We start from the raw sequence: 25,920 nt of genomic DNA on the forward strand, positions 1-25,920 counted from the left end.
GAAGCGTGCATGCGATCACGATCGAGCGGCCCGGTGGACCCGAGGCGCTGCGGTGGAGTGAGGTTCCCGATCCGGCCGCGGCCGACGGCGAGGTACTGATCGAGGTGGCGGCCGCCGGCGTCAACCGCGCCGACGCGCTGCAGCGGCAGGGGAACTATCCGCCGCCCAAGGACGCTCCTCCTTACCCGGGGCTCGAGGTCTCGGGGCGCATCAAGGCGGTCGGCGACGGGGTGCACGGGTGGCACGCCGGGCAGGAGGTGTGCGCGCTGCTCGGGGGTGGCGGCTACGCGCAGCTCGTGGCCGTCCCCGCGGCTCAGGTGCTGCCGGTGCCCAAGGGCGTGGACCTGGTCGACGCGGCTGGGCTGCCCGAGGTGGCCGCTACCGTCTTCTCCAACGTGGTCGACCTGGCCCGGCTCAAGCCGGGGGAGACGCTGCTCGTGCACGGCGGCGGGAGCGGGATCGGGACGTTCGCGATCCAGCTGGGCAAGGCGCTCGGCGCCGAGGTCGTGGCGACGGCGCGGGCGGCGAAGCGGGAGCGGCTGCTCGAGCTCGGCGCGGACCGCGTGATCGACTACCGGGCGGCCGACTTCTCCAAGGAGGTCCAGGCCGACGTGGTGCTCGACATCATGGGCGGCTCATACCTGAAGCAGAACGTCGACGCGCTCAAGGTCGGCGGGCGGCTCGTGGTGATCGGGCTGCAGGGCGGGCGTCGCGGGGAGCTCGACATGGGGCAGCTGCTCACCAAGCGGGCCCTGGTCGCCGGGACCACGCTGCGGGCGCGCTCGTCCGCCGAGAAGGCCGGGATCGTCCGCGGGGTGCGCGAAGAGGTCTGGCCGCTGGTGGACGAGGGCATGATCCGGCCGGTGATCCACCAGCGGTTCCCGATGACCGAGGCGGCCGCGGCCCATCGGCTGCTCGAGTCCAACGAGCACGTCGGGAAGATCCTGCTGACGAACTAGGGGCGGATGAGCACGACCGGGCCCGTGCCCTTCGCCGCCAGGCGGTCTTCGGTGTTGACCAGCGCGCACGTCTTCAGGGACAGGCAGCCGCAGCCGATGCACCCGGTGAGCGTGTCCCGCAGCCGCTCGAGCAGCTGGATCTGCTCGTCGAGGTGGGAGCGCCACCCGGCGGAGAGCCGGGCCCAGTCCGCCTTGGTGGGCGTGCGGTTGGCCGGCAGCGAGGCGAGCGCCTCCTTGATCGTCTCCAGCGGCACGCCGACCTGGGCGGAGATGCGGATGAAGGAGACGCGGCGCAGCTGGGAGCGCTCGTACCGGCGCTGGTTGCCGCCGGTGCGAGTCGCGTGGATCAGGCCGAGCTTCTCGTAGAACCGCAGCGCGGACGGGGCCACGCCGCTGCGTGCGGAGAGCTCGCCGATGCTCAGGAGGTCCCGATGGTCCGGGACGGCTTGCGCATGCGTTCGCGGGACAGGATCCACAGTGCCTCGACCCCGTCCTTCCAGGTGATCTTCTTGCCCTCTTCGCGGGTGCGGGCGCGGTAGCTGATCGGCACCTCGTAGGGCCGGTGCCGGTTGCGCAGCAGCTTGCCGGTCACCTCGGCCTCCATGCCGAAGCCGGCCGAGCGCACCTGGAGCGAGCGGTACAGCGAGACGGGCATCAGCTTGAAGCACGTCTCCAGGTCGCCGAGGTAGCAGTTGTAGAGCATGTTCGCGGCGGTCGTGACGGCCTTGTTGCCCATCACGTACCAGAACGAGAAGGAGCTGTGCGAGCCGAAGGTCCGGTTGCCGTAGACGACGGTCGCGCGCCCGTCGAGCACCGGCTCGAGCAGCTTCGGGATGTCCTGCGGGTCGTATTCGAGGTCGGCGTCCAGGATGACCATGTAGTCGCCGGTCGCGTTCTCGACCGCGGTCTTGATCGCCGCGCCCTTGCCCCGGTTGCGCGGGTGCACGACGACGCGGAGCCGCTCGTCGGTGAGCCCGTGGAGGATCTCGGCCGTCCGGTCGCGGCTGCCGTCGTCGACGATCACCAGCTCGATCTCGGTCGGGTAGTCGACGTCGAGGGCCTGCTTCACTGCGTCGGCAACGCGGACTTCCTCGTTGTAGACGGGCATCAGGATCGACAGCTTCATCACGAACTCCGGGGGCGTTTTGGCTGGACCATCAGACTAGCGGCCCGTCACCCGGGCGTGTGACCCTCCCGCGGAGGAGGGCCCGCTCGTACCTTGGTGCTTATGACGACGGTGGAACGGTTGGGCGAGGAACAGTATCTCCTGGTGACGACGTTCCGCCGGGACGGTACACCAGTGCCGACCCCGGTGTGGGCCGCGCGCGACGGGGACGCCCTCATGGTGTGGACCGTGAACGACTCCGGCAAGGTCAAGCGCATCCGCCGCGACGGCACGGTCACCGTCGCGCCGTGCACGGTGCGGGGCAAGGCGACCGGCCCGGCGGTCCCGGCGCACGCGACGCTGCTCGGCCCGGAGGGCGGCGCGGCCGCGCGCGAGCTCATCAAGCGCAAGTACGGCCTGAAGGGTCGGCTGTTCGTATGGGCGAGCATCCGCCGCCGGGGCGCCGATGCCACCGTCGGGGTGCGGATAACACTGTCCTGAAGGCTGAAAAAGCAACGCGCTCGGATCACCGGGGGGTGACGATCCGAGCGCGTTGCGGTAATAAGCCGTGTTGTTTGGCGCAGGAGGACGACGCGAGGTACTGTCTGCGTCAGTCGCCCGTGCGTTGCGTGGGAATTTGGCCCTGGAGCAGGGCTCGCACCTCGGACTCCCGGTAGCGACGGTGGCCGCCAAGCGTTCGAATCGCGCTCAGCTTGCCCGCCTTCGCCCACCGGGTGACGGTCTTCGGGTCGACGCGGAACATCGACGCGACCTCAGCCGGCGTGAGCAACGGCTCAGGTTCATGCGTACGAGATGGCATCGGTCACTCCTCCACAGGTACCCAGGAACGCCGGCCGGGGTCCCGCCGGTCGACGCGTTTCCTATGGTCCGGCTAGTCCCCGATGTCCGACATGGGCCGAACGGCTGAAGGTCCCTGTATGGACGGATGATGAATAAGTGAATTTTCCGATTTTGACACCGCAAAACCGGATAAATTCGGACTCATTTTGACGGAGGGTGAGCGATCCACCACGAATCTAGCTCACTCTCCGGGGTGATGGGTAGCTCACAAACACCCTTGTATTAGGCATAACGGACACGGACGTGGTGCGATTCGGTTGCGAAGGGTGACACCCGATCGGGTGGTGGACGAAGCGGACATTTAGCTTCGTCAACATCCATGGCTCGGGTCCGCGTCAGTCGCAGACCGTCGCTCCCGCCAGACAAAGGGCGGCCCCGAGGGCCTTCGGCCGGAGGGGGCCGCCCAGCCAGGTCCGCGGTGGCAGGAACGAGGAGCGGGTCGGACGGAGGGCTGAGCGCGACCAGCGCCGAGCGGTGTCTGGCGGGAGCAACGGTCCGCACCCCGACGGACCCGAGTCATGGACCGGAAGGCCCTAGTTGCAGCGCTCCAGCAGCTGCACGGAGCGCCAGCGCTCAACGAGCTTCTCGTAGACCTCGGTCGCCTCGTCGGCGTCGCCGCGCGCCACGTTCGACAGGCCGGCCGACACCAGCCCCGGCGAGTCGTCGGCCGCCAGCGCGTCGTCCGACATGAGGTTGACCAGGCCGCCGTAGTCGAGCTCCACGATCGAGCGCGAGTGGAACTCCTCCAGCCAGCGGGCCGTCTCCTCGACGGCGACGGTGATCGGGGCGTCGCCCATCGCCCGCCGCAGCACCGCGTAGGCGCGATGTGCGCGGCGGCGGGCCTTTGAGATCTCGGTGCGGTAGCGCAGGACCCGGCGGCCGGGGCGCAGGGACAGCTCGCGCTCCTCCAGGTCGACGAAGACGAACCAGCGCAGCGGCACGCCCCAGGTGGCCACCTGCTCGTGGACCCGCGGCAGGCCGCGCTCGAGGACGTGGTCGCCGCTGCGCCAGTCGTCCACGATCGTCTGGGCGAGGCCGGCCAGCACGGGCGGCACGAACGCGTCCGCGATGATGCTCGGCACGCCGTCGCGCGCCGTCAGCGCCGCCTCGGCGACCCGGATGCGCAGGTTCCAGGGGCAGACGAGCAGCGTGTCGTCGGCCTCGAGGACGTAGGCCTCCTCGGGCAGGGCCGGCAGGCGGGTCCACCCGGCGCCCAGCGCCTCCAGGACCGTGGTGCGCTGGCGGACGGGGCCGTCGGACAGTGCGACGGCGCGGCCCTCCTTGACGTAGCGACGCCAGTACAGCTGGTGGTCGCGGTCGAAGGCAGCCAGCGGCTCATACACCCGCAGGTATGACGCGAAGAGCGACGGCACGGGCCGATCGTCGCACGAAACGGCCGAAAGACGCGAAGGTGCCCTCGAACCGGCGGCCAGGTGTCGGCGTTAGGGTCGAGTCACCGCACTGTCGTGAACGGCCCCGTCTCACGAGGACGGGCCGCGATTTGCCTCCGGGAGCATCCATGGGCGTCTTCGAGACCAGCCACGAACAGGTCGTGTTCTGTCACGACCAGCAGTCCGGCCTGCGGGCCATCATCGCCGTCTACTCCACCGCGCTGGGACCGGCGCTCGGCGGCACACGCTTCTACCCCTACGCGTCCGAGGACGAGGCCCTGCACGACGTGCTGGAGCTCTCGCGGGGCATGGCCTACAAGAACGCGCTCGCCGGCCTGGACCTCGGCGGCGGCAAGGCCGTCATCTGGGGCGACCCGGACAAGGACAAGAGCGAGCCGCTCCTGCGCGCCTACGGCCGCTTCGTGCAGTCCCTCGGCGGGCGGTACTACACCGCCTGCGACGTGGGCACCTACGTGCGGGACATGGACGTCGTGGCGAAGGAGACCCGCTTCGTCACCGGCCGCTCGGAGTCCCACGGCGGCGCGGGCGACTCCTCGGTGCTCACCGCCTACGGCGTCTTCCAGGGCATGCTGGCCGCGGCCGAGCACCGCTGGGGCGCGCCGACGCTGGCCGGCCGCCGGGTCGGGATCGCGGGCCTGGGCAAGGTCGGCAAGCACCTCACCAAGCACCTGCTGGACGACGGCGCCTCGGTGGTCGCCACCGACGTGTCCGAGCGGGCCCGGGACTGGGCGCGGGAGACCTATCCCCAGGTCGACCTGGTCGACGGCAACGACGACCTGATCGCCGCCCCGATCGACGTCTACGCCCCGTGCGCGCTCGGCGGCGCGCTCAACGACGACTCCGTCCCGCTCCTGCGCGCCAAGATCGTCGCCGGCGCGGCCAACAACCAGCTGGCCCACCCCGGGGTCGAGAAGCTCCTCGCCGAGCGCGACGTGCTCTACGTCCCCGACTACGTGGTGAACTCGGGCGGGGTCATCCAGGTGGCCGACGAGATCGAGGGCTTCAACTTCGCCCGGGCGAAGGAACGTGCCGGACGGATCTACGACACCACGAAGCAGATCCTGGAGCTCGCCTCCGTCGAGGGCGTGCCCCCGGCGCTGGCCGCCGACCGACTCGCCGAACGGCGGATGGCCGAGGTCGGAAGGCTCCGTACCATCCTGGTGTAGCCATGTGCGGGAGCTCGCGGCGGGCGTGACGACCCGTCGACCGCGGTGGTGCTTACCCGGCGGGTACCCGACCGGTCCGGTCGGGTAAGCAACGCCACCGAAATGGTCGGCAGGGGCGAGATGCCGAAAGGTGCCCTCGACATGTACCGTAAGAGCCACGAGAGATGCCTGACGTTGTCGGGGCCTGCCGGTAATGGCTGCCCCGTAATTCTGTGCGAGGGGGTCGAGCCATGGGGCGCGGCCGTGCGAAGGCCAAGCAGACTAGGGTGGCCAGGGAGTTGAAATATCACTCGCCTAACACCGACCTCGAAGCGTTGCAACGAGAGCTCGCGGCGGGCAGCCCTAAGTCAAGCGACGACTACGCCGAGTATGACGGGGTCGACGAAGAGGCTGACGACGAGGACGACTACGACGACTCCCCCAGCGACGGTGATTGGCGCTCACGGGGTCGTTGACCATCGCGCGCCCAGTCTGGCTCGAACGACTCTGCGCGTCGACTCAGACCGGGCGTAACCCGGCTCACGGGCACGTGGACAACCACGTGCCCGAGTCGTGTCCACAGCACCCGCACGGCGGTCGTTCTCTCGACGGCCCGCCATGCGGGTGTCTCGGCGTAGCCATCGCCCGAGTGAGTTCCCACCCGCTCGCGGCAACCGGAGGCGGTGCAGCGGTGCACCGCCTCCAGTGTGGGTGGACCCTGCGTCGGGGCCGTGGTCCTTACATCCGGCACCGTGCGTCGATGCCGCCTGCCCGCATACGGCTACCTGGGACGGTTGTTCCAGTTGTAGAACGTCGGGATGTTCTCGAAGTGGTTCCACGCGCACACGGCGCTGGTGCCCTCCGGGTCCGTGGTCTCGGCACGGGCGGCCCGCGCGGCGGCGGCCTCGTCCAGCAGGGTTCTCAGGCCGTCGGCGGCCCGGTGAACGCGCTCGGCGACGGTGTCGACGGCTGGGTCAGCGTGCTCCGGCATGGTCCAGCACTCCCTCCAGAAGGCGAATCTTGCTGTTTCGGCAGTGATTCGTCTCGGTACCGTCGAATCTGCCGTGCTCGAAGTAGCGGTTGGCCGCGTGCGCGCCGCCGCAGAACCCGAAGTAGGGGCAGCTGCGGCGGCAGGCCTCGACGCCGTTGAGGTACTCGCCGATCCACGGGGCCGAGCCCGCCGCGCCGGCCAGGATCTCCGCCAGCGGGGTCGTCAGCACACTGCCCGAGGAGAAGTCGCCGTACCGCGGGTCGGTGAAGCCGGCCAGCTCGGGCGAGAGCAGGAAGACGCGCCCGTCCGCGGCGATGGTCGGGATGGGGTCGAGGGCACCCGGCAGCAGCCCGTCCGCGCGGTGGTCGAGCACGGCGCCGGCGTACCGCAGCGTCCACTCGATCTCGCGGACGTGGATGCGCGGATCGCGGCGCCACGCGGCCACGAGCTCGGCCCAGAAGGAGCGCACGGCCTCGTCGGCGAACGCGTTCGCCCGGGCGTTGACGCCCTCCTGCTCCTCGATGTTGATGCCCAGTACCTCGCAGCCGAGGTCCAGGAAGTACTCGTAGAGCTCCGCGGCCAGCCCGGGCCGGGGCTCACTGACCACGCAGAGCGCCGAGAAGGGCACCCCGTGGCGGCGCAGCGCCTCGATGCCGTGCTGGATCGCGCGGTACGCCGGAATGCCCCCACGGTTCACCCGCTGCCCGTTGCGGGCCTCGGGCCCGTCGACGCTGACGCTCACCCGCATGTCGTGCTCGGCGAAGAACTCGCACCAGGCGTCGTCGATGAGCGTGGCGTTGGTCTGCACGTGGTGCTCGACCCCGGCGAACGGGGCCATGAGCCCGGCGAGCGTGTCCCGGCCGGCCGCGAGGGGCTCGCCCGCGTGCCAGACCACGGAGAAGCGCCGGTCGGCGGCCGCCCAGGGGTTCACCGAGGCGGCGACCGCGGCGGCCACGGCCGGGCTCATCCGCTCGTTACGCGCGCGGAATGGCAGGTAGCAGTACGTGCAGTCGAGATTGCAAAGGGTCGTCGGCTGCATGACGACATACCCAGGGATCGGCGAGATGCCCTGCATGCCGCTCCACGACACCGCCCCCTCCTCCTTTTGGGCGTAGGGACGTGTCGCTTCAGCCTAGGTCCATCGCGGCGCCGCGGTAAGCCCCAGTTGATCGACTACGTGAATTCGCACATTCCGACACATACAGAAACGCGGACGGGGGCGGTGCCGGTTGCACCACCCCCGCACGAAAGACCGGGTCAGCCGCGAGTGTGCGAGCCGACCATCTGCACGGTGCCGGTGCCCTCGATGACCTCGCCGACCTGCCAGGCGTCGAGGCCGCGGCCGGCCAGGAAGGCCAGGGTGCGGTCGGCGTCCTCGGCGGAGACCACGGCCATCATGCCGATGCCCATGTTGAAGGTGCTCTCCATCTCGGTGTCGTCGATGCGGCCCTTCGTGTGCACCAGCTCGAAGATCGGCTGCGGGCGCCACGTCGAGCGGTCCACGACGGCGTCGACGTGCTCGGGCAGGACCCGGACCAGGTTGCCCGGGATGCCGCCGCCGGTCACGTGCGCGTACGCGTGGATGTCGGCCTCCTTGATGAGGTCGAGGCAGTCCTTCGCGTAGATGCGGGTCGGGGTGAGCAGCTCCTCGCCGAGCGTGCGCTGCTGGCCGAACTCGTCGATCACGCTGTCCAGGCGCATCCGGCCGGCGCCGAGCAGCACGTGGCGGACCAGGGAGTACCCGTTGGAGTGCAGGCCCGTCGAGCGCAGCGCGATGACGGCGTCGCCGACCTCGACCCGGTCGCGGCCGAGGATCGCGTCCTCCTCCACGACGCCGACGCCGGTGCCGGAGATGTCGTACTCGTCCGGCCGCATCACGCCCGGGTGCTCGGCGGTCTCGCCGCCCAGCAGCGCGCAGCCGGCGTAGCGGCACCCGTCGGCGATGCCGGCGCCGATCTCCGCCACCCGGTCCGGCACGACCTCGCCGCAGGCGATGTAGTCGAGCAGGAACAGCGGCTCGGCCCCGCACGCGACGAGGTCGTCCACGACCATGGCGACGAGGTCGATGCCGACCGTGTCGTGGATGCCCATGGCCTGGGCGATCGCCAGCTTGGTGCCGACGCCGTCGGTCGAGGAGGCGAGGATCGGGCTCTTGTACTTCTTGAGGTCGAGCCGGAACAGCCCGGCGAACCCGCCGATGTCGCCCATCACCTCGGGCCGGTGCGTGCGGTGCACCTTCGTGCGCAGCAGCTCGACGGCCTTTTCGCCGGCGTGGATCGACACACCCGCGTCCGCGTAGGTCACGGTCTTGCGGCGGCTCCGGCCATTGCCGGCGGTCCACAGTTGCCGCTCGGGGGTGCTGCCCTGACCGGACTTCCCGGTCTCGTCGGCGCGCTCGTCCACGTGCGTCACTTTCTCCCCTTTGATTGCCTCTGCGGGCGGCTTTGATGGGTGGGCGGTCACGGGCGCAGCAGTGCGCCGGAACCTCCGACGCTGGCGGCGACGCTCGGGACACCGTCAGCGGTGGTCGGCGCGGCCCCCGCGGCGCGCGCGACACCTTCCAGGACGTGCTTGCCGATCACATTGTCGGCCGGAAGCTCGATCGGATACTGCCCGTCGAAGCAGGCGGCGCAGAGCCGGCTGGCGGGCTGCTCGGTGGCGGCGATCAGGCCCGGCAGCGACACGTAGCCGAGGGAGTCCGCGCCGATCGAGCGCCGGATGCCCTCGAGGTCGAGCCCGTTGGCCAGCAGCTCCGCGCGGGTGGCGAAGTCGATGCCGTAGAAGCAGGGCCACTTCACGGGCGGCGAGGAGATCCGCACGTGCACCTCGATGGCGCCGGCCTCGCGCAGCATGCGCACGATCGCGCGCTGGGTGTTGCCGCGCACGATCGAGTCGTCGACGACGACGAGGCGCTTGCCCCGCACGTTGTCGCGCAGCGGGTTGAGCTTGAGCCGGATGCCCAGCTGGCGGATGGTCTGGGACGGCTGGATGAAGGTCCGGCCGACGTAGGCGTTCTTGACCAGGCCGTGGCCGAACGGGATGCCGGACTCCTGGGCGTAGCCGATCGCGGCCGGCGTGCCGGACTCGGGCACCGGAATGACCATGTCGGCCTCGACGTGGTGCTCGCGCGCCAGGGTGCGCCCGATCGCGACCCGGGCCGCGTGCAGGTTGCGGCCCGAGATGTTGGTGTCGGGGCGGGCGAGGTAGACGTATTCGAACAGGCACCCCTTGGGATCGGGCGTGCCGAAGCGGCTCGAGCGCAGCCCGTGCTCGTCGATCGCGATGAGCTCGCCCGGCTCGATCTCGCGCACGACGCTGGCGCCGCAGATGTCCAGGGCGGCGGTCTCGCTCGCCACGACCCAGCCGCGCTCGAGGCGGCCGAGCACCAGCGGGCGCACGCCGTTGACGTCGCGCGCGGCGTAGAGGGTGTCCTCGTCCATGAAGACGAAGCTGAACGCGCCGCGCAGCGTCGGCAGCACCTCCATGGCGGCGGCCTCGACGGAGAGGTCGGGCCGCGCGGCCAGCAGCGCCGTCACCAGGGCGGTGTCGTTCGTCGCGTTGATCGCGTCCGGCTCCATGTCGGGCAGCTCGGCCACCCGGCGGGCGAGCTCCGCGGTGTTGACGAGGTTGCCGTTGTGGGCCAGCGCGATGGTGGTGCCCGCCCGGTCGTCGCCGGCGCGGGTCGAGCGCAGCGTCGGCTGCGCGTTCTCCCACGTGGAACCGCCGGTGGTCGAGTAGCGCGCGTGGCCGATCGCGATGTGGCCGCGCAGGCTCGCCAGTGTCGGCTCGTCGAAGACCTGCGACACCAGGCCGAGATCCTTGTAGACCACCACACCGGATCCGTCGGACACCGCGATGCCGGCCGCCTCCTGGCCACGGTGCTGCAGTGCATACAGCCCGTAGTAGGTCATCTTGGCGACCTCTTCGCCCGGCGCCCAGACGCCGAACACACCGCACTTGTCCTGGGGACCTGGACGCTGGGGGTCGAGCTCGTGGCTCAACCGGCCATCGCCTCGGGGCACTTGCCGCTCCTGTCGTCGCAGTTGCCATGGGGGTGGCTGAAGTGAGGACGGTGGGTGGGTGTCGGCGAGATGGCTATTTGGTTGACATCTGCCATCCGACCGCGGGCTGGTCGACGCCACACGCTGGGTCGCCGTCGCAGGGGCCAGTGTACGCGAGGTTTCCGGCATGACGCAGAGCGACGAATCGAAGCCCTTCGGTGACTCGACTGTGTGCCGATTCGCCGGGTTACAAGGGCAGATAGGCGGATAAATCCGCCCGAACCCCGCTCGCGCGAATCTTCCCGGCCGTGACGGCTTCATGCCACGATTTCCGACCCGTGGCGATCTCGATCCACGTGACCGGGTTGGTCTCGACGACGTTGGGTGGCGTACCTCTCGTATGTCTCGGCCCCTCGATGCACTGAATCGCGCCGTACGGGGGAACGCGCACCTCCACCGAACGTCCGGGTGCTCGTGTCCGCAGGTTGGCGAGGAGTTCCCGGACGGCGTCGCGAACCGCGATCCGGTCCGGAGCGGCTCCGTCGTTCAGGGCATCAAGGACGGATTGCACCGTGTCGGAATATCGGTGCGGAGTGGACATAGCCGGACGATACGACCGCTTGTATCGAGCTGGCAACACGACGCGGGTTTCGCCGACCCCTGCGGACAGGGCATAGTTTGCTGCGGCGCACCATGCAAGGCGAGTCTCGCTCGCATGTTGGACCATAGACAGACATGCTCGGCAGCGACGCTCGGGTGAAAGTCAAGATCCGGAGGGGTGTGGACGTGACCGCGCACCGACGAACCCTGCTCCTCAGAGCGGGGACGGTGGCTGTTCTGGCTGCAGGCGCTCTGATCGGCATGGCGGCACCGGCCTACGCCGACGCCACCGTAGTGATCAGTGGCGCCCCAGATGTGACACTGACCGTAGGCGGCGGAGCGCAGACCGTCAATGTTCAGATCAAGAACACCGGCGATACGCCTCAGCTGACGCCGGTCAAGCTCACGATCGACATTCCCAGCGACCTCGGCCTCACGATCTCGAGCAAGCCCGGCGGCTGCGACGGCAGCGGCACCCACCTCACCTGCACGGTCGACGGGCCCCTCGCGAAGGACGCGACCAAGAACCTGCCGGTCGGCATCGCCCCGCCGGCGCAGAGCTCGATCCCGGCCGGGCAGAGCAAAAAGGGCAGCGGCCAGGTGATCATCACCGACGGCGGCTCCGACACCAAGGGCTTCAACGCCACCCTCAACGCCCAGGCCGCCGCGCCGACGACGCAGGCCGCGCCGACCACGGTCACCGAGGTCTCCGGCACCATCACCGACTCGCAGACCGGCAAGGGCATCAGCGGCGCCACCGTGGTCCTCGCCGACGGCAGCGGCAAGGAAACCCAGATCACGTCGGGCTCCAGCGGCTCCTTCAAGTTCACCGGCAGCGAGAACAAGCCGATCGCGCCCGGGGCGATGACGATCACGGTCGGCGCGGGCGGCTACGAGAACTCCAGCCCCAAGTCGGTCACCGGCACGGCCGGCAAGGCCACGACCGGAGTCAAGATCGGGCTCGTGGTGCTCGCCGACACCGCCTCGGCGGCCCCGCTGCCGAGCGCGAACGACGGCGCGTTCGCCGACGGTCAGTCGGCCGGCGGCGTCGTGCCGCAGAACACGGCCACCAACAACGCCTCCAACAACAGCGGCGGCGGGGTCTCCTGGATCCTGATCGCGCTCGGGGTGCTGCTGGTCGGCTTCGGCATCGTGGCGATCGTGCTGCTCCTGCGCCGCCGCGGCGATGACGACGACGAGCCCGAGGACGAGCCCGCGCCGCGCCGCGGCGCGCCCGGCGTGCGCCCCGGCTACGGCGGCCCGCAGGCCGCCCCGACGATGGTCGGCGCGATGGGCCCGGCCCCGACGATGATCAACCGGGGCGGCAACAACGACGCCACCGCGATCGTGCGGCCCGGCCAGGTCTTCGACGACGTTCCCCCGGACCCCTACGGCGCGCCGATGCCCGGCCCGGGCGGCTACCCGTCCGCGGGCGGCTACGACGACCGTGCCGGCTTCGCCAGCGGCGGATACAACGGCGGCGGGGCCAACGGCTACGGCGGGCAGCAGGCGCGCCCCGCCCCGGGCCCGGCGGTCGACCCGTACGCCCCGGACTACAACGGCGGCGGGGGCGGCGGCTACGCGGACTCGACCCAGCGCTACGAGCCCGGCGGCAACGGCTACGGCGGCGGGAACAACGGCTACAACAACAACCCGGCGACCGGCGGCAACAACTACGGCGGCGGCCAGGGCGGCTACGGCGGGAACAACGGCTACGACGGCGGGGCGCAGGGCGGCTACGACGGCGGGGCGCAGGGCGGCGGCTACGGCGGCGGCCAGCGTGACCGCGGCGGCTACGAGGGCCCGCCCACGACCATCGGCGGCTTCGGCGGCGGCGACCACGGCGGTTACGACGGCCCGGCGGCCGGCGGCGGCTACGGCCCCGGCGGCGACCGCGGCGGCTACGGCCCGGGCAACAACGGCGGCGGTGGCGGCGGATACGACGACCGAGGCGGCTACGGCCCCGGTGGCGGCGACCGCGGGGGCTACGACGGCCCGTCGGCGGGCGGCGGCTACAACCCGGGCGGCGACCGTGGCGGCTACGGCCCGAACGGCGGCGGTGGCAGTGGTGGCGGTGGAAACAACGGCTACGACGACCGCGGCGGCTACGGCCCCGGCAACGGCGGTGGCGGCGGGTACGACGACCGCGGCGGCTACGACGGCCCGTCGGCGGGTGGCGGCTACAACCCCGGCGGCGACCGCGGCGGCTACGGCCCGAACGGTGGCGGCGGCGGTGGCGGGGGCTACGACGACCAGCCCTACGCGGGCCGGGGCGGCTACGGCCCCAGCGACCGCGGCGGCTACGAGCCGGCCTCGGGCTACGAGCGCGACGGCTACGAGCGGGTGCCGGAGCCCCCGCGGGCCGGTAACGGCTACGGCCCGAACGGCGGCGGCGGAGGCGGTGGCGGCGAGTACGACCAGCGCGGCGGCTACGGCCCGAACAACAACAACGGCGGCAATCGCCGCTCGCTGGACTGGCTGGACGACTAGCCGGCGGAATAATTGAAGAGGGGCGGCCCGGGTGGCCGCCCCTCTTGCTGTCTCAGGCATCCTCGGCGGAGTCGCCGTCGCCGTCGGTGGCCGGCTCGGCGTCAACGCGGTCCCGCAGGTCGAGGTCGTTGCGCGTGTTGCGCAGATCCACGGCGTGCCGCGGAACGTACTCGTCCTCGTCCGGGCGGCGCAGAACCTTCGTGTGGCGTCGCATCATGTGCAGGTATCCCCGTGGCTATGTGATGGTGGGTGTGGCGGCGCGGCAGGCGGCGTCGAGCTCCAGGCTCAACGGCGCCGAATGCCGCGGGTGCGTCACCCGGAGCCAGCGCACCTTGCGCAGCATCCGGATCGCCGGGCCGGCAGCCCGGTGCCGTGCAACGTGGCCGATGCCGCTTCGTTGAAAACTCACGCTACTGAGTGTGCGGGGACGGACACGGGTTCGTTAGACCACGAACAGTCCGGAGACGGCGACCGTCCGGATTCCCCTGGAAGTAGGTGAGTACCCATTCTCGGCGGGCTGAGTAGGCCTCGCTCAGCGCGACGATCTCGATTACTCAAGCGCCGCCACCGTCAATCCAATGGGGTACGCCGTACGCCCGCCCGAAGCGAGCAGGTCCGGTGATGGCGTCCGCGTCCGGGCCGGTGCAAAGGTGAGGGCAATACCGAAATGGTCAGCCGAAAGGGGTTGGTGCGGATAGCGGTTCACATCTCGTGTGCTGGGGGTGGCCCACGAGAGGAATGGATGGGCGGCGGTGTCCGCGCGGGGTGCCGCCGCCCATTCGTTCACCGATTCGGCGAGTTCAGGAGACTTCAGAAGGCTTCAGGAGGCACGGCGCATGTGCAGGCGGACCGTCGTTCCCGGGCCGCCGGTGCGCATTTCGAGCAGATCGCAGATCTGGCGCGCGATCCAGAGGCCGTGGCCCTGGCCGGCCTGCGGATCGGAACGCAGGAATCCGAGGAAATTGTCCAGCGCCCGGCCCTGGTCGACGATCTCACAGATGACCCGGCGATCGGTCGCCCAGAGGCGCACCTCGCCCCGGCCGGCGCCGTGGCGGACCGCGTTCGTGGCGACCTCGTTGACCGCGAGCGTGAAGTCGTCGAGGCGTTCGGCCGGCACGCCGAGGCGCACCGCGTGGTCGGCGATGAACTGCCGTACCGATGCCATTTCCGTGAAATCGGGGAGCCATTCGACGTCCCGATCGGGGCGCGGCAGCAGCGCGGTGTTGTGCTCGGCGTAATAGGAGGCCGGGTCGGCGAAGGTAGCGCTGACCTCGCTCTGCTCGCCGATCGCGAGCGCCGGGTGAGTTCGCCGGGCGTCGTCGACGATCGCGGTCGGCAGGGTCCGGGTGTTGTACCCGCACACCAGCCACGCCCGCGAGTCGGCGAGGGCGACGTTCATGACCGACTCGTACCGGCCCCACTCCGACGTCTCGAGCGGGTCCAGCCCGGACCAGACCGGCTCGCCGAGCACCCGCAGGATGCCCGTCGGCCCGGACAGCGCGTCGATGCGCCGGTGGTGGGCGTCGAGCGTGCGGCCGGGGGAGTCGAACCAGCCCGTGGCCGGCAGGAAGGTGACCCGGCCCGCGTCGCCGCCGATCTGCTCGCGCAGCAGGGTCTCGTTCTCGTCCGAGGTGACCGCGAGCACCGTGTCCCCCCGGTGCAGCCCCTCGGTCACGAACGGCACGGCCGCCGCGAGGAAGACCGCGGGCGAGTCGAAGACGAGGGCCTGGTGGATGAGGTTCACGGCTACTCGTCCGCCTCTTGCAGCGTCCAGCGCGCGATGCGCAGGACCTTGCGCATCGAGCCGGGCATGTGACGCACCAGCACCCGGCGCTCGGGCGCGACCGACTCGGCGAAGCGCACCAGCGCCCGGATCCCCGCCACGTCGATGAAGGTGAGTTCGGCGAGGTCGAGCACGAGCAGCGGCTCCCCGGTGGGCCAGTCCGCCGCGTGCGTGAGCGCTTCGGCGAGCGGCGCCGCGGTGGAGTCGTCGACGACGCCGGCGATGCGCAGCCCGCGCGGCGAGTGGGTCGGGACGATCCGCAGCCGCCGGTCGTCGTGCAGCGGGTCGATGCAGACCACGCCGTGGTGCACGGACACGAGGCCGCTCAGGTCCGCCCGCTCGAAGAGCCGCTCGTCGTACTGACACACAGCCGCCAGATCGCCCGAGTCCACGACGGTCTCGGAGACCCCGGTCTCGTACTCGTGCAGCCGCGTGCTCCCCGGCACCCCGCGCAGCGCCCAGCTCATCTCGCCGGTGAGCCACAGCCCCTGGAAGCCGGCCGCGCGCGCGTCGCGCACCGCGTGCCGGATGCCCCCGACGACCTCGGCCGGGTCGAACCCGTCGCGCCCGTCGGCGGCGCGGACCTCGAGCTGGCCGCGGGCGATCGCGAGCGCGCCGTCGACGCCGCGGGGGCCGAGCCAGTCGTCGAGCACCTCGGGGTGGGTGCGATCGGAGAAGTACAGCACGCGCTCCCCCCGCCGCAGTCCGTCGGCGATGAACGCGGAGACCACCTCGCGCTGCTCGGCATCGCTGGCGAAGGGCAGGCACAGATGATCGCCCGGGCGGACTCGCCCGGCGTGAGTGGTCATCGGTTCGCTGATGTGATTCAACCTACGCGGTCTACCCAGATGGCGTGGTCCGCGAAACTCGCTACCTGCCGGGGGTTTGGGGGGCGGAGCCCCTCATGGCCAGGACCGTGCGTGAAGTGAACCCGATTTATCGGATGCAGCAGGTGGTGCAGACCTTCGGAGTGGGCAGCGTGAAGGCGAGGCAGCAGGTCTTGCGCTGGATGTCGAGCCCGCCGCCGGCTCGCGGGGCGAGCTCGACCAGGTCGTCGGCGTCCAGCACCCCGAGGATTCGGTGCGCGATGTCCAGCGTGGGCCCCGGCAGCGAGTCGGCGGCCCGGGACAGGCCGTAGGCCACGCCCGACGCGACCGAGCCCCACAGCGTCCGCCGCCCGATCCGGGCCCGCTTGCGGAACTCCTCCAGCAAGGGCTCGAGGTGCGCGTCGACCAGCGAGCGCCGCAGCACCCCCAGCAGCTCGTCCTCGTCCTCGACGATGAGCAGCCCGGGCGCGTCGGTGGCCACGATCGGGTCGGTGGCCAGGACCGCCGTCACCGGGGAGCGCAGGGCGAGGGTCAGGAAGGGCCGGGGTTCGCTGTACCGCACCAGCACGTGATCCGGCGTCATGAGCGGGACCCGGCGCGAGGCGGCGAAGCCGAGCACGGCGGGCAGCGCGCACCAGTAGGAGTAGCACTTCCACGCGAGCGCGGCGGCCGCGTGCGGCTGAGCGCTCCAGCGGCGGGCCGCGGTGTCGAGCAGGTCGCTCACGTCGATCTCGGCCGCGGGGCGCCACTCGGGACCCTGAACGCCGACGAGATCGGGCACCAGCCCCTGGAGTGAATCTTTACCGTGCCGATTCCGCAGCGCGGCGAGTGTTGCGACGACCGGCCGGAGGGGTTCGACCCCCTCGCGACTGATGAGCGCGGTCACGTTCGGTCGCCGAACTCGCCCGGGGGCACGACGCGCGGCCACCGCGGCGCGGCGTCCGTCGTGTGCGTGCGGATGGTGCTCACCACCGTTGCGTACCCCCAGAAGTGCATGCCAAGCGCCCACGATACAGCTATTAGGTAAGGCTAACCAGCCTCGTCCTGTCGCGTTGCGGCAACCGGCATGTCGTAACGTTGCGTTACTGGGCTGGCGGCGGGTGGTGACGAAAATTGGTTGATCAAGACCGATCGGGCGGTGGTGTCAACCATTTTGTCAGGAATCTGTCCGGCTGACCTGGTCAACAGCCGGACTCGTGGACACTAACCGGACAGGGGCCGTCTCCCTGTAGGGCTGGACCGGACATGACCACGAGCGACCCTTCTCCCGTGCAGCGGGCGGCGGAGGCGTTCGTCGCAGAGTTCGCGCGGTGGCGCGTCGAGCGCGGCATGTCCAAGAAGCAGCTCGCCGCGGCCATGGGCTTCGACGCCTCCTACGTCAGCCACGTGGAGGCCGGCCGGCACCGCCCCACCGAGGACTTCGCCCGGCGCGCCGAGGCGATCCTGCAGAGCGGCGGCTCGGTCTGGCAGCGGTACAAGGAGTACGACGAACTGCGGGCGACCGCGCGCAGCCGCGTGGGCGTGCCCGGGCGCGACCCGCCGGTGCCGGACCAGTGGCTGCCGCCGGGCACCGGACTCGTGGTCGAGCGCGAGACGGCGCGGCTGTCGTACGTCGACGGGAAGTACCGCTGCACGGTCCGCCGCGCGCTGTACAACGCCGGCACGGAGCCGATCACGCGGTACCTCGTGCGGATCTCGGTCGACCGCTACCCGGACGACCCGGCCCGCTCCAACCGCCACCATCACGATCACCCGCTCTCCCTCGACGAGCTCTCGCTGGTCGCCTCGTGCGCCGGGGAGCCCATGGAGTGGCGGGCCAAGACCGACCGCGACACCCTCAAGGAGCTGTGGCTGCTCTTCGAGAACGCGCAGGGGCGTTTCCCGCTGTACCCCGGGCAGCGCACCACCATCGCGTACTCGTGGCACATCGGCATCGACAAGTGGGGCAACTGGTTCGAGCGGGCCATCCGCCTGCCCACCCGCCACCTCACGGTCGAGGTCGAGTTCCCGGCCCGCATGCGGCCGGTGGTGTGGGGCGTGCAGACGTCGCTGTCGGCCGAGGAGGTGCCGCTGCGCACGCCGATCACGCAGGAGCTCTCGGAGGACGGGCGCGCGGTCTTCTCCTGGCACACGGAGGCGGCCACGCTGCACGACTACTACCGGCTCGAGTGGCGCTTCCGGGGCAGCCGGCCCGAGGGTGCCGTGGAGGACACCGACGACTGGCCGGACCCGCCGTTCGTCCCGCCGTCCGCGCGCCAGCTCTCCGCCTGAGCTGTTTCTGGCTTGGCGCCCACTTCGCGGGGTACGCGGCGGGGGGTTCCCACCCCGCGCCCCCATGGCCGCTGCGCGACCACTTTTGGCAAACCGGTGGTCGCGCTGCGGGCCGGCGGGTGCGCACCGGTGTGGTGACACCGTGCGCGTTGGGTTCGGCTACAGCGCGTACACCGCAGGCGTGAAAAACTTGTACTCCGCGTGAAACTCAGTCAAGAGCGTCGCTACGATGGCGCGCGTGGCGGAAGCGGTCTTATTCGACCTCGACGGCACGCTCATCGACAGCGAGCCCATCTGGGCCTCCGCGAACACCGCCCTGGTGCGCTCCCGCCGCGCCGAGGTGACCGATGAGCTGCTGCGCGGCCTGAGCGGGCTCGATGCGACGGTGGCGATGCGGCGCATCCACGGGCACTACGGCTGGACCGGCCTCGACGTGCACGCCGACGTGGCGTTCGTGCAGCGGATGGTCCACGAGTCGTACGCCCGGGGCGTCCACTGGCTGCCCGGCGCCCGCGCGCTGCTCGCCTCCGTGCGCGCCGCGGGGCTGCGGGTGGCGCTGGTCACGTCGACCTATCGGGAGCTCGTGCGGTACGTGCTGCGCGAGGCCGGCCCGGGCACCTTCGACGCGGTCGTCTGCGGCGACGACGGGCACCGGCCCAAGCCCGACCCGGCGCCCTACCTCGCCGCGATGGACGCCCTCGGGGTCGCCGCGGCGGACTGCGTCGCCGTGGAGGACTCGGCCGTCGGCGTCGCCAGCGCGCACGTGGCCGGCTGCGCGGTGCTCAACGTCGCCCCGATGATGCGCTCCGACCTCGCCCACACCTGGGCGCCGTCGCTCGGGTGCGTCGGCGTCGCGGAGCTGCGGGCCGCCCTGGGCGCCCGGGCCGCGCTGACCGGGCCGTTCCCGCTGAGCATCGCGCCCAGCCCGGCGATCGCGCCCAGCCCGGCGATCTCGCGCTGACCGGCGACGACCGCCGGGCGCCCCGGGGCGGTCAGGCCATCGAGACGGTCAGCGCGCCCGGCTCCACGTGGTCCACGTTCAGGATGCCGCCCAGGTGGTCGACCTCGTGCAGGACGTCGCGGGCCAGGCGGCCCCGGTCGAAGGTGGCGATCGCCTCGTCGCCCGCGATGGTGCGGTAGCTGATCACGGCGGTCCGCGGGCGGCGCAGGGTGCAGCGGAAGTCGAAGAAGCTCAGGCAGCCCTCCGTCGCCTCCTCCCAGTCCGCGCGGGTGTCCGGGCCGACCTCGATGACCTGGGGGTTGATCAGCGCCAGTTGCGGGGCGCCCGCGGCGCGGAAGATCGCGATCGAGCGCGGCTCGCCGATCTGCGGGGCGGCCAGGCCCATCGCGCCCGTGCTGAAGTCGTGCACCCGCATGACCGCGTCGGCGGTCGCGTTCAGCCGGTCGAGGATGCGCAGCACCTCGTCGCGCTCCCGGGGCAGGTCGAAGGGGCGGGTCTTGGTCGTGAGCATCGGGTCGCCCAGCTGCACGATGCCGAGCGACGCCATCACCTCGCTCGGTCGCCGGGTGTCGGGGGCGAGGGCGTCGTTGGGCCGGAGGCCACCGCCTGAGCCGGGTGCGCTGCCGGGCCGGCGAGGCGCGGGGGCCAGGGCGGTCTTGCGGTCGTCTGCCACGTCGCTGGTCATCGCTGCTCCTTCAAGGGGCGGTTACTGCAATCGCCACGTGAATGGGCGCGAGCCAGTTGCGCAAAACGCCGCGGCCTGGCGGGGCCGCGGCGCGAAGAATCGTACGGGAACGAGTGCGGAAATGCGACGGCCCGGCTCAGCGCCATCCACCCAGTGTGAGCGGCGGTGAGCCGGGTGTGAACCCCTTTAGGTCTCGTTGAACGTGAATGAATGCGTGCGATTCTTATGCGCTTAGGTAACGTTTAGTGGCGACGGTGCTCAGTGGAGTTCGCCGGCCGCCGACAGGAACGCCTCCGCTACGTAAACGGTGATCCAGCGGGCCGGACGGCGATCGGCGACCAGGTGGAGGGAGGGGTCGAGGTTCAGCGAGCGGTACGCCCGCCGCATCGCGTCGTCGTCCAGGACCTTCGCCAGGCCGGTGACGTGCAGCCCGATCGCGCCGCGGGCGAAGTCGACGAACAACAGGCTGATGCGCGGATCGCGCTGAATGTCGGTGACCGCCGTGGAAAGGCTCGTGTCGTCGAACTCGGGCCACGCGAGACGATTCACGCTCAGTACGCGAACGAAGCCCGCGCCGCCGGTGACGAACGTGCAGTCGTGGCCGTCGTCCGGCTCACCGGTGGCGACGAACATCATCTCCTGGCGACGGACGAAGCTCTGCATCCGTTCGTCTAAAGCGGTTAGCACCTCGTGGTCGGAAAGGGTGGGCACGGACACCTCCGGGGTTGCGATCGCCTTGCAGCCACGGTGACACCGGCGCGCGAAATCAGCCGGACAGCCGGTGCGATCCCGCCGTTCGGTTGATGCGGTGCGCCTGTCCAGTGCCCTGGACCGGCGCGTCACGGGGAAATCCGGTGCCGAGCACGTCTCGTCGCACAGTCAGTGCGATGCGTGGTCTTCGCAGGTAGTGACGCTGATTCACACCACGGCACCGTCGTTTGACCGCGAAGGGCACCGATGAGCAATCTGTCGCGATTACTGAAGGAGAGTTGGACACTCGTCGAGGAGCAGCAGGACAAGCTCGCGAGCTACTTCTACGCGCGCATGTTCCTCAACAACCCGCAGCTGCGGGACCTGTTCCCCGTGCACATGGACGTCCAGCGCTCCCGGCTGCTGGGTGCCATCGTCTCGGCCATCCAGACCGTCGATGACCCGGATCACTTCGAGGAGTACCTCCGGTCGCTCGGCCGGGACCACCGGAAGTTTCACGTGCAACCGGAGCACTACGAGATCGTCGGCGCGGCGCTGGTCGAGGCCCTGCGCACCTACGCCGGCGAGCAGTGGAACATCGAGTTCGAGCAGGCCTGGGGGGACGCCTACGCGAAGATCGCGGAGGTCATGATGGCCGGGGCCGAGGCCGACTCCGGCAACCCGCCCTACTGGCACGCCGAGGTGCTCCACCACGAGCGCCGCAGCCGCGACATCGCGGTGCTGACCTGCCGCCCGATGCAGCCGCTGGAGTACCGCGCCGGGCAGTACGTCAGCATCGAGACGAAGTACCAGCCGCGGCTGTGGCGGGTGTACTCCGTCGCGAACGCGCCCCGCAAGGACGGCTCGCTCGACTTCCACGTCCGCGCGGTGGGGGCCGGCTGGGTGTCGTCCGCCCTGGTCCGGCGGGTGCAGCCCGGCGACATGATCCGCCTGGGCGCCCCGATGGGCCAGATGACCCTGGACCGCCGCTCGACCCGCGACATCGTGTGCGTCGCCGGGGGCACCGGGCTCGCCCCGGTCAAGGCACTCATCGAGGAGATGACCCGTGCCAACCGGACCCGCTGGGTGCACGTGTTCTTCGGTGCCCGCGACCGCGAGGACCTCTACGACCTGGCCTGCCTCAACCGGCTGGCGGCCCGCTACCCGTGGCTGTCGGTGGTGGCGGCGACCAGCGACGACCCCGACTTCCCGGGCGAGCACGGCAACGTGTCCGACATCGTCGCCCGCTACGGGCCGTGGCAGGACCACGACTTTTTCGTCTCCGGCTCGCCGACGATGGTGCGGGCCACCCTGCGAACCCTGGCCGAGATGCAGGTGCCGGCCATCCGGATCAAGTACGACGCCTTCGGTGATGTCTGAACGCCGGCGGGCGGCCGATAGTGCGGTGACCGCCCGCCGGTGTTGAGACCAGTACAGTTGCGCCGTGATCGAGAGTGATCGGCTGGAACAGCGAGGCGTCCGGTCCGAGATCCTGCTCGTGCTCGGCGTCTCGCTGGGCAGTTCGGCGATCTACGCGATCCTCAACATCGTCAACCGGCTGACCTACGTCAAGCCCCTGTCGCAGCAGACCGCGACCCTGAATCCCACGGTGGTCGCGGATCGGCCCTGGCTCGACCTGCTCTATCAGCTCGCCGGCATTCTGCTCGGCGTGGTGCCCGCCCTCCTCGCCGTGCACATGCTGCGCCGGGCGCACGACCCGCTGGAGGTCGGCCTGGACGCGAGTCGGCCCGGCGGCGACGCGGTGCTGGGGGTCGGCCTGGCCGCGCTCATCGGGCTGCCCGGCCTGGGGCTGGTCTGGGCGGCCCGGCAGCTCGGCGTCAGCGCCCAGATCGTGCCCGAGGCGCTCGGCGACCACTGGTGGTCGGTGCCGGTGCTGATCCTCTCGGCCGTCGAGAACGGGGTGCTCGAGGAGGTCGTGATGATCGCGTACCTCCTCACGCGCCTGCGCGACCTGCGGCTGGGCTGGTGGACGGCGATCGTCGTCAGCGCCGTGATCCGCGGCTCCTACCACCTCTACCAGGGCTTCGGCGGGTTCGTCGGCAACCTGGTGATGGGGCTGGTGTTCGGCTACTTCTTCCGGCGCACCCAGCGTGTGATGCCGCTGATCGTCGCCCACTCGATCCTCGACATCGTGTCGTTCGTCGGGTACGCGCTGCTCAAGGATCATCTCGGTTTCCTGAGTTAGGGCAAATCCGGACAATTAGTCTGGCTGCGTGGGCCGAATCCTTCTCGTCATCACCCTGGTGCTGACCACCGCGTTCGCCTTGCCCTCGTCGGCCGGGTCTGCCAGCTCCGCCAAGGCGGAGACGACGCTCTACATCGTGCAGCTGGCGGGGGACCCGGCCCTGCGCACCGAGAGCGCCCGCGCCGCCGTGCGCGCGAACCGGGAGTCGGTGCAGCGCCGGGCCGGCATCGCCACCACGGTCGTGGACTACGAGACCGTCTTCAACGGCTTCGCCGCGGCCCTCACGCCCCAGCAGCGCGAGCGGGTCCAGCGCACCCCCGGCGTGCTGCGGCTCTGGAAGAACGAGCGGCGCACCACGCAGACCATCTCCACGCCCGCGTTCCTTGGGCTGGACGGCCCGGCCGGCGTGTGGGCGAAGGAGTTCGGCGACCCCGCGCACGCCGGCGAGGGCATGATCATCGCGGACATCGACACCGGGTTCTGGCCCGAGAGCCCCAGCCTCGCCGCGCTGCCCGAGCCGCGCCCCGACCAGGCCGCCATCGACGGCAAGTGGAAGGGCGCGTGCATCGAGGGCACGGGCACGGCGCAGCAGAAGGTCACCTGCAACAACAAGGTGATCGGCGCCCGCTTCTACGACAGCAGCGGCTTCGGCGACTGGAGCGGTGAGTTCCGGTCCCCGCGCGATTACGACGGCCACGGTACCCACACCGCCACCACGGCCGCCGGCAACAACAGCGTGCCGGCGACCATCAACGGCAAGCCGGTCGGGAGCGTCTCGGGCATGGCCCCGGCCGCCCGGATCGCGGTCTACAAGGCGCTCTGGCGGCAGGAGGACGGCGAGGGCTCGGGCGGCACCGTCGACCTGCTGGCCGCCATCGACGACGCGGTCGCGGACGGCGCCGACGTCATCAACTACTCGGTCTCCGGCTCCAGCAGCCTGGTCGTCGACCCGGTCAGCCTCGCCTTCTACAACGCGGCCGCAGCCGGCGTCTTCGTCGCCGCGGCGGCCGGGAACGACGGCCCGGACGCGTCCACCGTCGCCCACAACGCGCCCTGGATCACGACGGTCGCCGCGAGCTCGCACGACCGCGGCTCGGACAAAAGCGTGACGCTCGGCGACGGCAAGACGTACCAGGGCGTCGGGCAGGGCGACGCGGTGCCGGACGCGCCGCTGGTCGACTCGGTGAAGGCCGGGCTGGCGAGCGCCCCGGCGGACCGGGTCGAGCTGTGCTACCCCGGCGCCCTCGACCCCGCGAAGGTCAAGGGGAAGATCGTGCTGTGCAAGCGGGGCGTGAACCCGCGCACCGACAAGAGCGTCGCCGTGCGCGACGCCGGCGGGGTCGGGATGGTGCTCTACAACCCCACCGAGAACTCCCTCAACGCCGACTACCACGTCATCCCGACGGTCCACGTGGACGACAAGGCCGGGGCGGCGATCAAGCGGTACGCCGGCGGAACCAACCCGCACGCGGCGCTCTCCGCGACCACGGCCACCGTCGCCCGCGCGCCGGCCATGGCCGCGTTCTCCTCGGCGGGCCCGGCCGACGCCGGCGACGGGGACCTCATCAAGCCCGACCTCGCCGCGCCGGGGGTCGACATCGTCGCCGGCGTCTCCCCGGCCGGGCACCACGGCAACCTCTTCGACGGCGAGAGCGGCACCTCGATGTCGAGCCCGCACGTCGCCGGCATCGCCGCGCTGGTGCGCGCCCGGCACCCGCAATGGACGCCCGCCAAGCTCAAGTCCGCGCTGATGACGACGGCCGGGAACCTCGACAACACGGGCGCCTCGATCCAGCGGGGCGACCGGGTGGCCAACCCGTTCGACGACGGCTCCGGCCAGGTCCGTCCGGCCCGCGCGTTCGACCCCGGGCTCGTCTACGACTCGGGGGCGCAGGACTGGGCGCGGTACGCCTGCGGGATCGGCCAGATGCAGATCGCGAGCGACTGGTGCCCGGGCGTGGGCACCATCGACCCGAGCGACCTCAACTATCCGTCGATCGCGATCGGCTCGCTGCCCGGCACCCAGACCGTCACGCGCACGGTCACCAACGTGACGGACCTGCCCAGCGTGTACGTCGCCGCGGTGACGCCCCCGCCCGGCACCGCGGTCGAGGTGAGCCCGTCGACCATGACCGTGCCCGCGAACGGCACCGCGAAGTTCACGGTCAAGGTGACGCGGACCGACGCGGCGTACCGCGAGTACACCTTCGGCGCGCTGACCTGGACGGACCTGCGTGGGCACGCGGTGCGCAGCCCGATCGCGGTGCGGCCCGTCGCCCTGACCGGCCCGGGCGAGATCACCGGCACCGGCGCCTCCGGCCACGCGACCATCGACCTGACCGCGGGCTTCGGCGGCACGGTCACCGCGCACCCCTACGGCCTCGCGGTGTCGAACGAGCACGCGCAGAAGCTGGTCGGCAGCACCGCCGCGTTCATACCCTCGTCGCCGGGTCTGTCCCCGGCCATCTTCAGCTTCGAGTTCACGCTGCCGCCGGCGGTCAAGCTCGCCCGGCTCGCGACCTACGACGCCGACGTGGCGCCGGGCACCGATCTCGACCTGTACGTCTACCAGGACGGCGAGCTCGTCGGGCGCAGCGACGGCATCACCTCCGACGAGGAGGTGCCGCTGACCGGCGGATCCGGGACCTATCAGGTGTACGTCGTGCAGTTCGCGCTGCCCCCGACGCTGACCGAGCAGGTGGCGAAGGCGCACGTGTTCGTCGTCGGCGCCCCGGTCACCGGCAACCTCACGGTGTCGCCGAAGACCCGTCCGGTGGCGCCCGGCGACACCATGCACTACGACGTGAACTGGCAGGGGCTGGCGCCCGACAAGCGGTACCTCGGGATGATCGAGTTCGGGGACGGGACGGCGGCGCGGGCCTGGACCACCGTGGCGGTCGGCCCGCAGCCTCCGACGATTCCGTAGCCCCGCG

Annotated in this window: 25 protein-coding genes and 1 pseudogene; 10 read left to right on the forward strand and 16 right to left on the reverse strand. The window is 71.0% G+C overall.

The annotated features are described in order from the left end of the window. Nucleotides 1-5: 5 nt before the first annotated feature. The gene (locus ABT369_RS40250; RefSeq protein ID WP_350620597.1) at nt 6-959 is read left to right on the forward strand and encodes an NAD(P)H-quinone oxidoreductase; all 954 of its coding nucleotides are present in this window, start codon (nt 6-8) and stop codon (nt 957-959) included. Here the strand turns inward: ABT369_RS40250 and soxR are convergent. Next, complete coding sequence (soxR, locus tag ABT369_RS40255; protein WP_350620667.1) at nt 956-1,381, reverse strand: redox-sensitive transcriptional activator SoxR; 426 nt, start codon at nt 1,379-1,381, stop codon at nt 956-958. The two genes, ABT369_RS40250 and soxR, sit on opposite strands and share 4 nt — an antisense overlap. Further along, nucleotides 1,378-2,085, reverse strand: a complete 708-nt coding sequence (locus ABT369_RS40260; protein ID WP_350620599.1) for a glycosyltransferase family 2 protein — start codon at nt 2,083-2,085, stop codon at nt 1,378-1,380. Before ABT369_RS40260 ends, soxR begins: the two co-directional genes overlap by 4 nt. Before the next feature lie 102 nt (nt 2,086-2,187). Between ABT369_RS40260 and ABT369_RS40265 the strand changes: the two genes are divergently transcribed. Then, nucleotides 2,188-2,565 (forward strand): PPOX class F420-dependent oxidoreductase, encoded by a 378-nt coding sequence (locus ABT369_RS40265; protein WP_350620601.1) that lies wholly within the window; start codon nt 2,188-2,190, stop codon nt 2,563-2,565. 109 nt (nt 2,566-2,674) lie between these two features. Here ABT369_RS40265 and ABT369_RS40270 read toward each other — a convergent pair whose 3' ends face one another. After that, entirely contained in the window at nt 2,675-2,884 is a 210-nt protein-coding gene (locus ABT369_RS40270; RefSeq protein ID WP_223099768.1) for a BldC family transcriptional regulator, read from the reverse strand. Between the two features lie 574 nt (nt 2,885-3,458). Next, nucleotides 3,459-4,298 carry a DUF8083 family protein gene (locus ABT369_RS40275; RefSeq protein ID WP_350620603.1) on the reverse strand — a complete coding sequence of 280 codons (840 nt, stop codon included), beginning with the start codon at nt 4,296-4,298 and terminating at the stop codon, nt 3,459-3,461. Between the two features lie 146 nt (nt 4,299-4,444). Here ABT369_RS40275 and ABT369_RS40280 point away from each other — a divergent pair, with 146 nt between their 5' ends. Next, entirely contained in the window at nt 4,445-5,503 is a 1,059-nt protein-coding gene (locus tag ABT369_RS40280; RefSeq protein WP_350620605.1) for a Glu/Leu/Phe/Val dehydrogenase dimerization domain-containing protein, read from the forward strand. Nucleotides 5,504-5,733: 230 nt separating this feature from the next. Beyond that, nucleotides 5,734-5,958, forward strand: a complete 225-nt coding sequence (locus tag ABT369_RS40285) for a DUF3073 domain-containing protein (protein ID WP_350620607.1) — start codon at nt 5,734-5,736, stop codon at nt 5,956-5,958. A gap of 305 nt (nt 5,959-6,263) precedes the next feature. Here the strand turns inward: ABT369_RS40285 and amcA are convergent, their stop codons facing one another. The 5 genes from amcA to ABT369_RS40310 all read right to left on the reverse strand — a co-directional run bounded on the left by amcA (nt 6,264) and on the right by ABT369_RS40310 (nt 11,075). Continuing rightward, entirely contained in the window at nt 6,264-6,473 is a 210-nt protein-coding gene (gene amcA / locus ABT369_RS40290) for a multiple cyclophane-containing RiPP AmcA (RefSeq protein ID WP_350620609.1), read from the reverse strand. Next, complete coding sequence (gene amcB, locus ABT369_RS40295) at nt 6,457-7,563, reverse strand: cyclophane-forming radical SAM peptide maturase AmcB (RefSeq protein WP_502891879.1); 1,107 nt, start codon at nt 7,561-7,563, stop codon at nt 6,457-6,459. Before amcB ends, amcA begins: the two co-directional genes overlap by 17 nt. Before the next feature lie 167 nt (nt 7,564-7,730). Then, nucleotides 7,731-8,885 (reverse strand): phosphoribosylformylglycinamidine cyclo-ligase, encoded by a 1,155-nt coding sequence (gene purM / locus ABT369_RS40300; RefSeq protein WP_350620611.1) that lies wholly within the window; start codon nt 8,883-8,885, stop codon nt 7,731-7,733. 47 nt (nt 8,886-8,932) lie between these two features. After that, complete coding sequence (purF, locus tag ABT369_RS40305; RefSeq protein ID WP_350620613.1) at nt 8,933-10,495, reverse strand: amidophosphoribosyltransferase; 1,563 nt, start codon at nt 10,493-10,495, stop codon at nt 8,933-8,935. Between the two features lie 226 nt (nt 10,496-10,721). Continuing rightward, nucleotides 10,722-11,075, reverse strand: a complete 354-nt coding sequence (locus tag ABT369_RS40310) for a sterol carrier family protein (RefSeq protein ID WP_350620614.1) — start codon at nt 11,073-11,075, stop codon at nt 10,722-10,724. A gap of 314 nt (nt 11,076-11,389) precedes the next feature. Here ABT369_RS40310 and ABT369_RS40315 point away from each other — a divergent pair, with 314 nt between their 5' ends. Continuing rightward, complete coding sequence (locus tag ABT369_RS40315) at nt 11,390-13,564, forward strand: carboxypeptidase-like regulatory domain-containing protein (RefSeq protein WP_350620616.1); 2,175 nt, start codon at nt 11,390-11,392, stop codon at nt 13,562-13,564. A 52-nt stretch (nt 13,565-13,616) separates the two neighbouring features. Here ABT369_RS40315 and ABT369_RS40320 read toward each other — a convergent pair whose 3' ends face one another. The 5 genes from ABT369_RS40320 to ABT369_RS40340 all read right to left on the reverse strand — a co-directional run bounded on the left by ABT369_RS40320 (nt 13,617) and on the right by ABT369_RS40340 (nt 16,955). Then, nucleotides 13,617-13,781 carry a hypothetical protein gene (locus ABT369_RS40320; RefSeq protein ID WP_350620617.1) on the reverse strand — a complete coding sequence of 55 codons (165 nt, stop codon included), beginning with the start codon at nt 13,779-13,781 and terminating at the stop codon, nt 13,617-13,619. Nucleotides 13,782-13,799: 18 nt separating this feature from the next. Then, complete coding sequence (locus tag ABT369_RS40325) at nt 13,800-13,973, reverse strand: hypothetical protein (RefSeq protein WP_350620619.1); 174 nt, start codon at nt 13,971-13,973, stop codon at nt 13,800-13,802. A 411-nt stretch (nt 13,974-14,384) separates the two neighbouring features. Beyond that, nucleotides 14,385-15,308 (reverse strand): anti-sigma factor RsbA family regulatory protein, encoded by a 924-nt coding sequence (locus ABT369_RS40330; RefSeq protein ID WP_350620621.1) that lies wholly within the window; start codon nt 15,306-15,308, stop codon nt 14,385-14,387. Nucleotides 15,309-15,310: 2 nt separating this feature from the next. Further along, nucleotides 15,311-16,156 carry an MEDS domain-containing protein gene (locus ABT369_RS40335; RefSeq protein WP_350620623.1) on the reverse strand — a complete coding sequence of 282 codons (846 nt, stop codon included), beginning with the start codon at nt 16,154-16,156 and terminating at the stop codon, nt 15,311-15,313. Nucleotides 16,157-16,283: 127 nt separating this feature from the next. After that, complete coding sequence (locus ABT369_RS40340) at nt 16,284-16,955, reverse strand: hypothetical protein (RefSeq protein ID WP_350620625.1); 672 nt, start codon at nt 16,953-16,955, stop codon at nt 16,284-16,286. A 464-nt stretch (nt 16,956-17,419) separates the two neighbouring features. Between ABT369_RS40340 and ABT369_RS40345 the strand changes: the two are divergent. Further along, a pseudogene (locus ABT369_RS40345) lies at nt 17,420-18,439 on the forward strand (helix-turn-helix domain-containing protein); the annotation flags it as partial. Nucleotides 18,440-18,683: 244 nt separating this feature from the next. Beyond that, nucleotides 18,684-19,406, forward strand: coding sequence for an HAD family hydrolase (locus ABT369_RS40350; protein WP_350620627.1), 723 nt, complete (start codon nt 18,684-18,686; stop codon nt 19,404-19,406). A gap of 31 nt (nt 19,407-19,437) precedes the next feature. Here ABT369_RS40350 and ABT369_RS40355 read toward each other — a convergent pair whose 3' ends face one another. Both ABT369_RS40355 and ABT369_RS40360 read right to left on the reverse strand, forming a co-directional pair. Continuing rightward, complete coding sequence (locus ABT369_RS40355) at nt 19,438-20,091, reverse strand: peptide deformylase (RefSeq protein ID WP_350620629.1); 654 nt, start codon at nt 20,089-20,091, stop codon at nt 19,438-19,440. A gap of 258 nt (nt 20,092-20,349) precedes the next feature. Then, the gene (locus ABT369_RS40360) at nt 20,350-20,808 is read right to left on the reverse strand and encodes a pyridoxamine 5'-phosphate oxidase family protein (RefSeq protein ID WP_350620631.1); all 459 of its coding nucleotides are present in this window, start codon (nt 20,806-20,808) and stop codon (nt 20,350-20,352) included. A 240-nt stretch (nt 20,809-21,048) separates the two neighbouring features. Here ABT369_RS40360 and ABT369_RS40365 point away from each other — a divergent pair, with 240 nt between their 5' ends. The 3 genes from ABT369_RS40365 (at nt 21,049) to ABT369_RS40375 (ending at nt 25,913) form a co-directional block, all read left to right on the forward strand. Further along, a complete protein-coding gene (locus tag ABT369_RS40365; RefSeq protein ID WP_350620633.1) occupies nt 21,049-22,161 on the forward strand; it encodes a globin domain-containing protein in 1,113 nt (370 codons plus the stop codon). A gap of 64 nt (nt 22,162-22,225) precedes the next feature. Next, a complete protein-coding gene (locus ABT369_RS40370; protein WP_350620635.1) occupies nt 22,226-22,987 on the forward strand; it encodes a CPBP family intramembrane glutamic endopeptidase in 762 nt (253 codons plus the stop codon). Between the two features lie 28 nt (nt 22,988-23,015). Continuing rightward, a complete protein-coding gene (locus ABT369_RS40375) occupies nt 23,016-25,913 on the forward strand; it encodes a S8 family serine peptidase (protein WP_350620637.1) in 2,898 nt (965 codons plus the stop codon). Nucleotides 25,914-25,920 lie beyond the last annotated feature (7 nt).

The organism is Dactylosporangium sp. NPDC000244 (assembly GCF_040300725.1).
In the GTDB taxonomy this organism is placed as follows: domain Bacteria; phylum Actinomycetota; class Actinomycetes; order Mycobacteriales; family Micromonosporaceae; genus Dactylosporangium.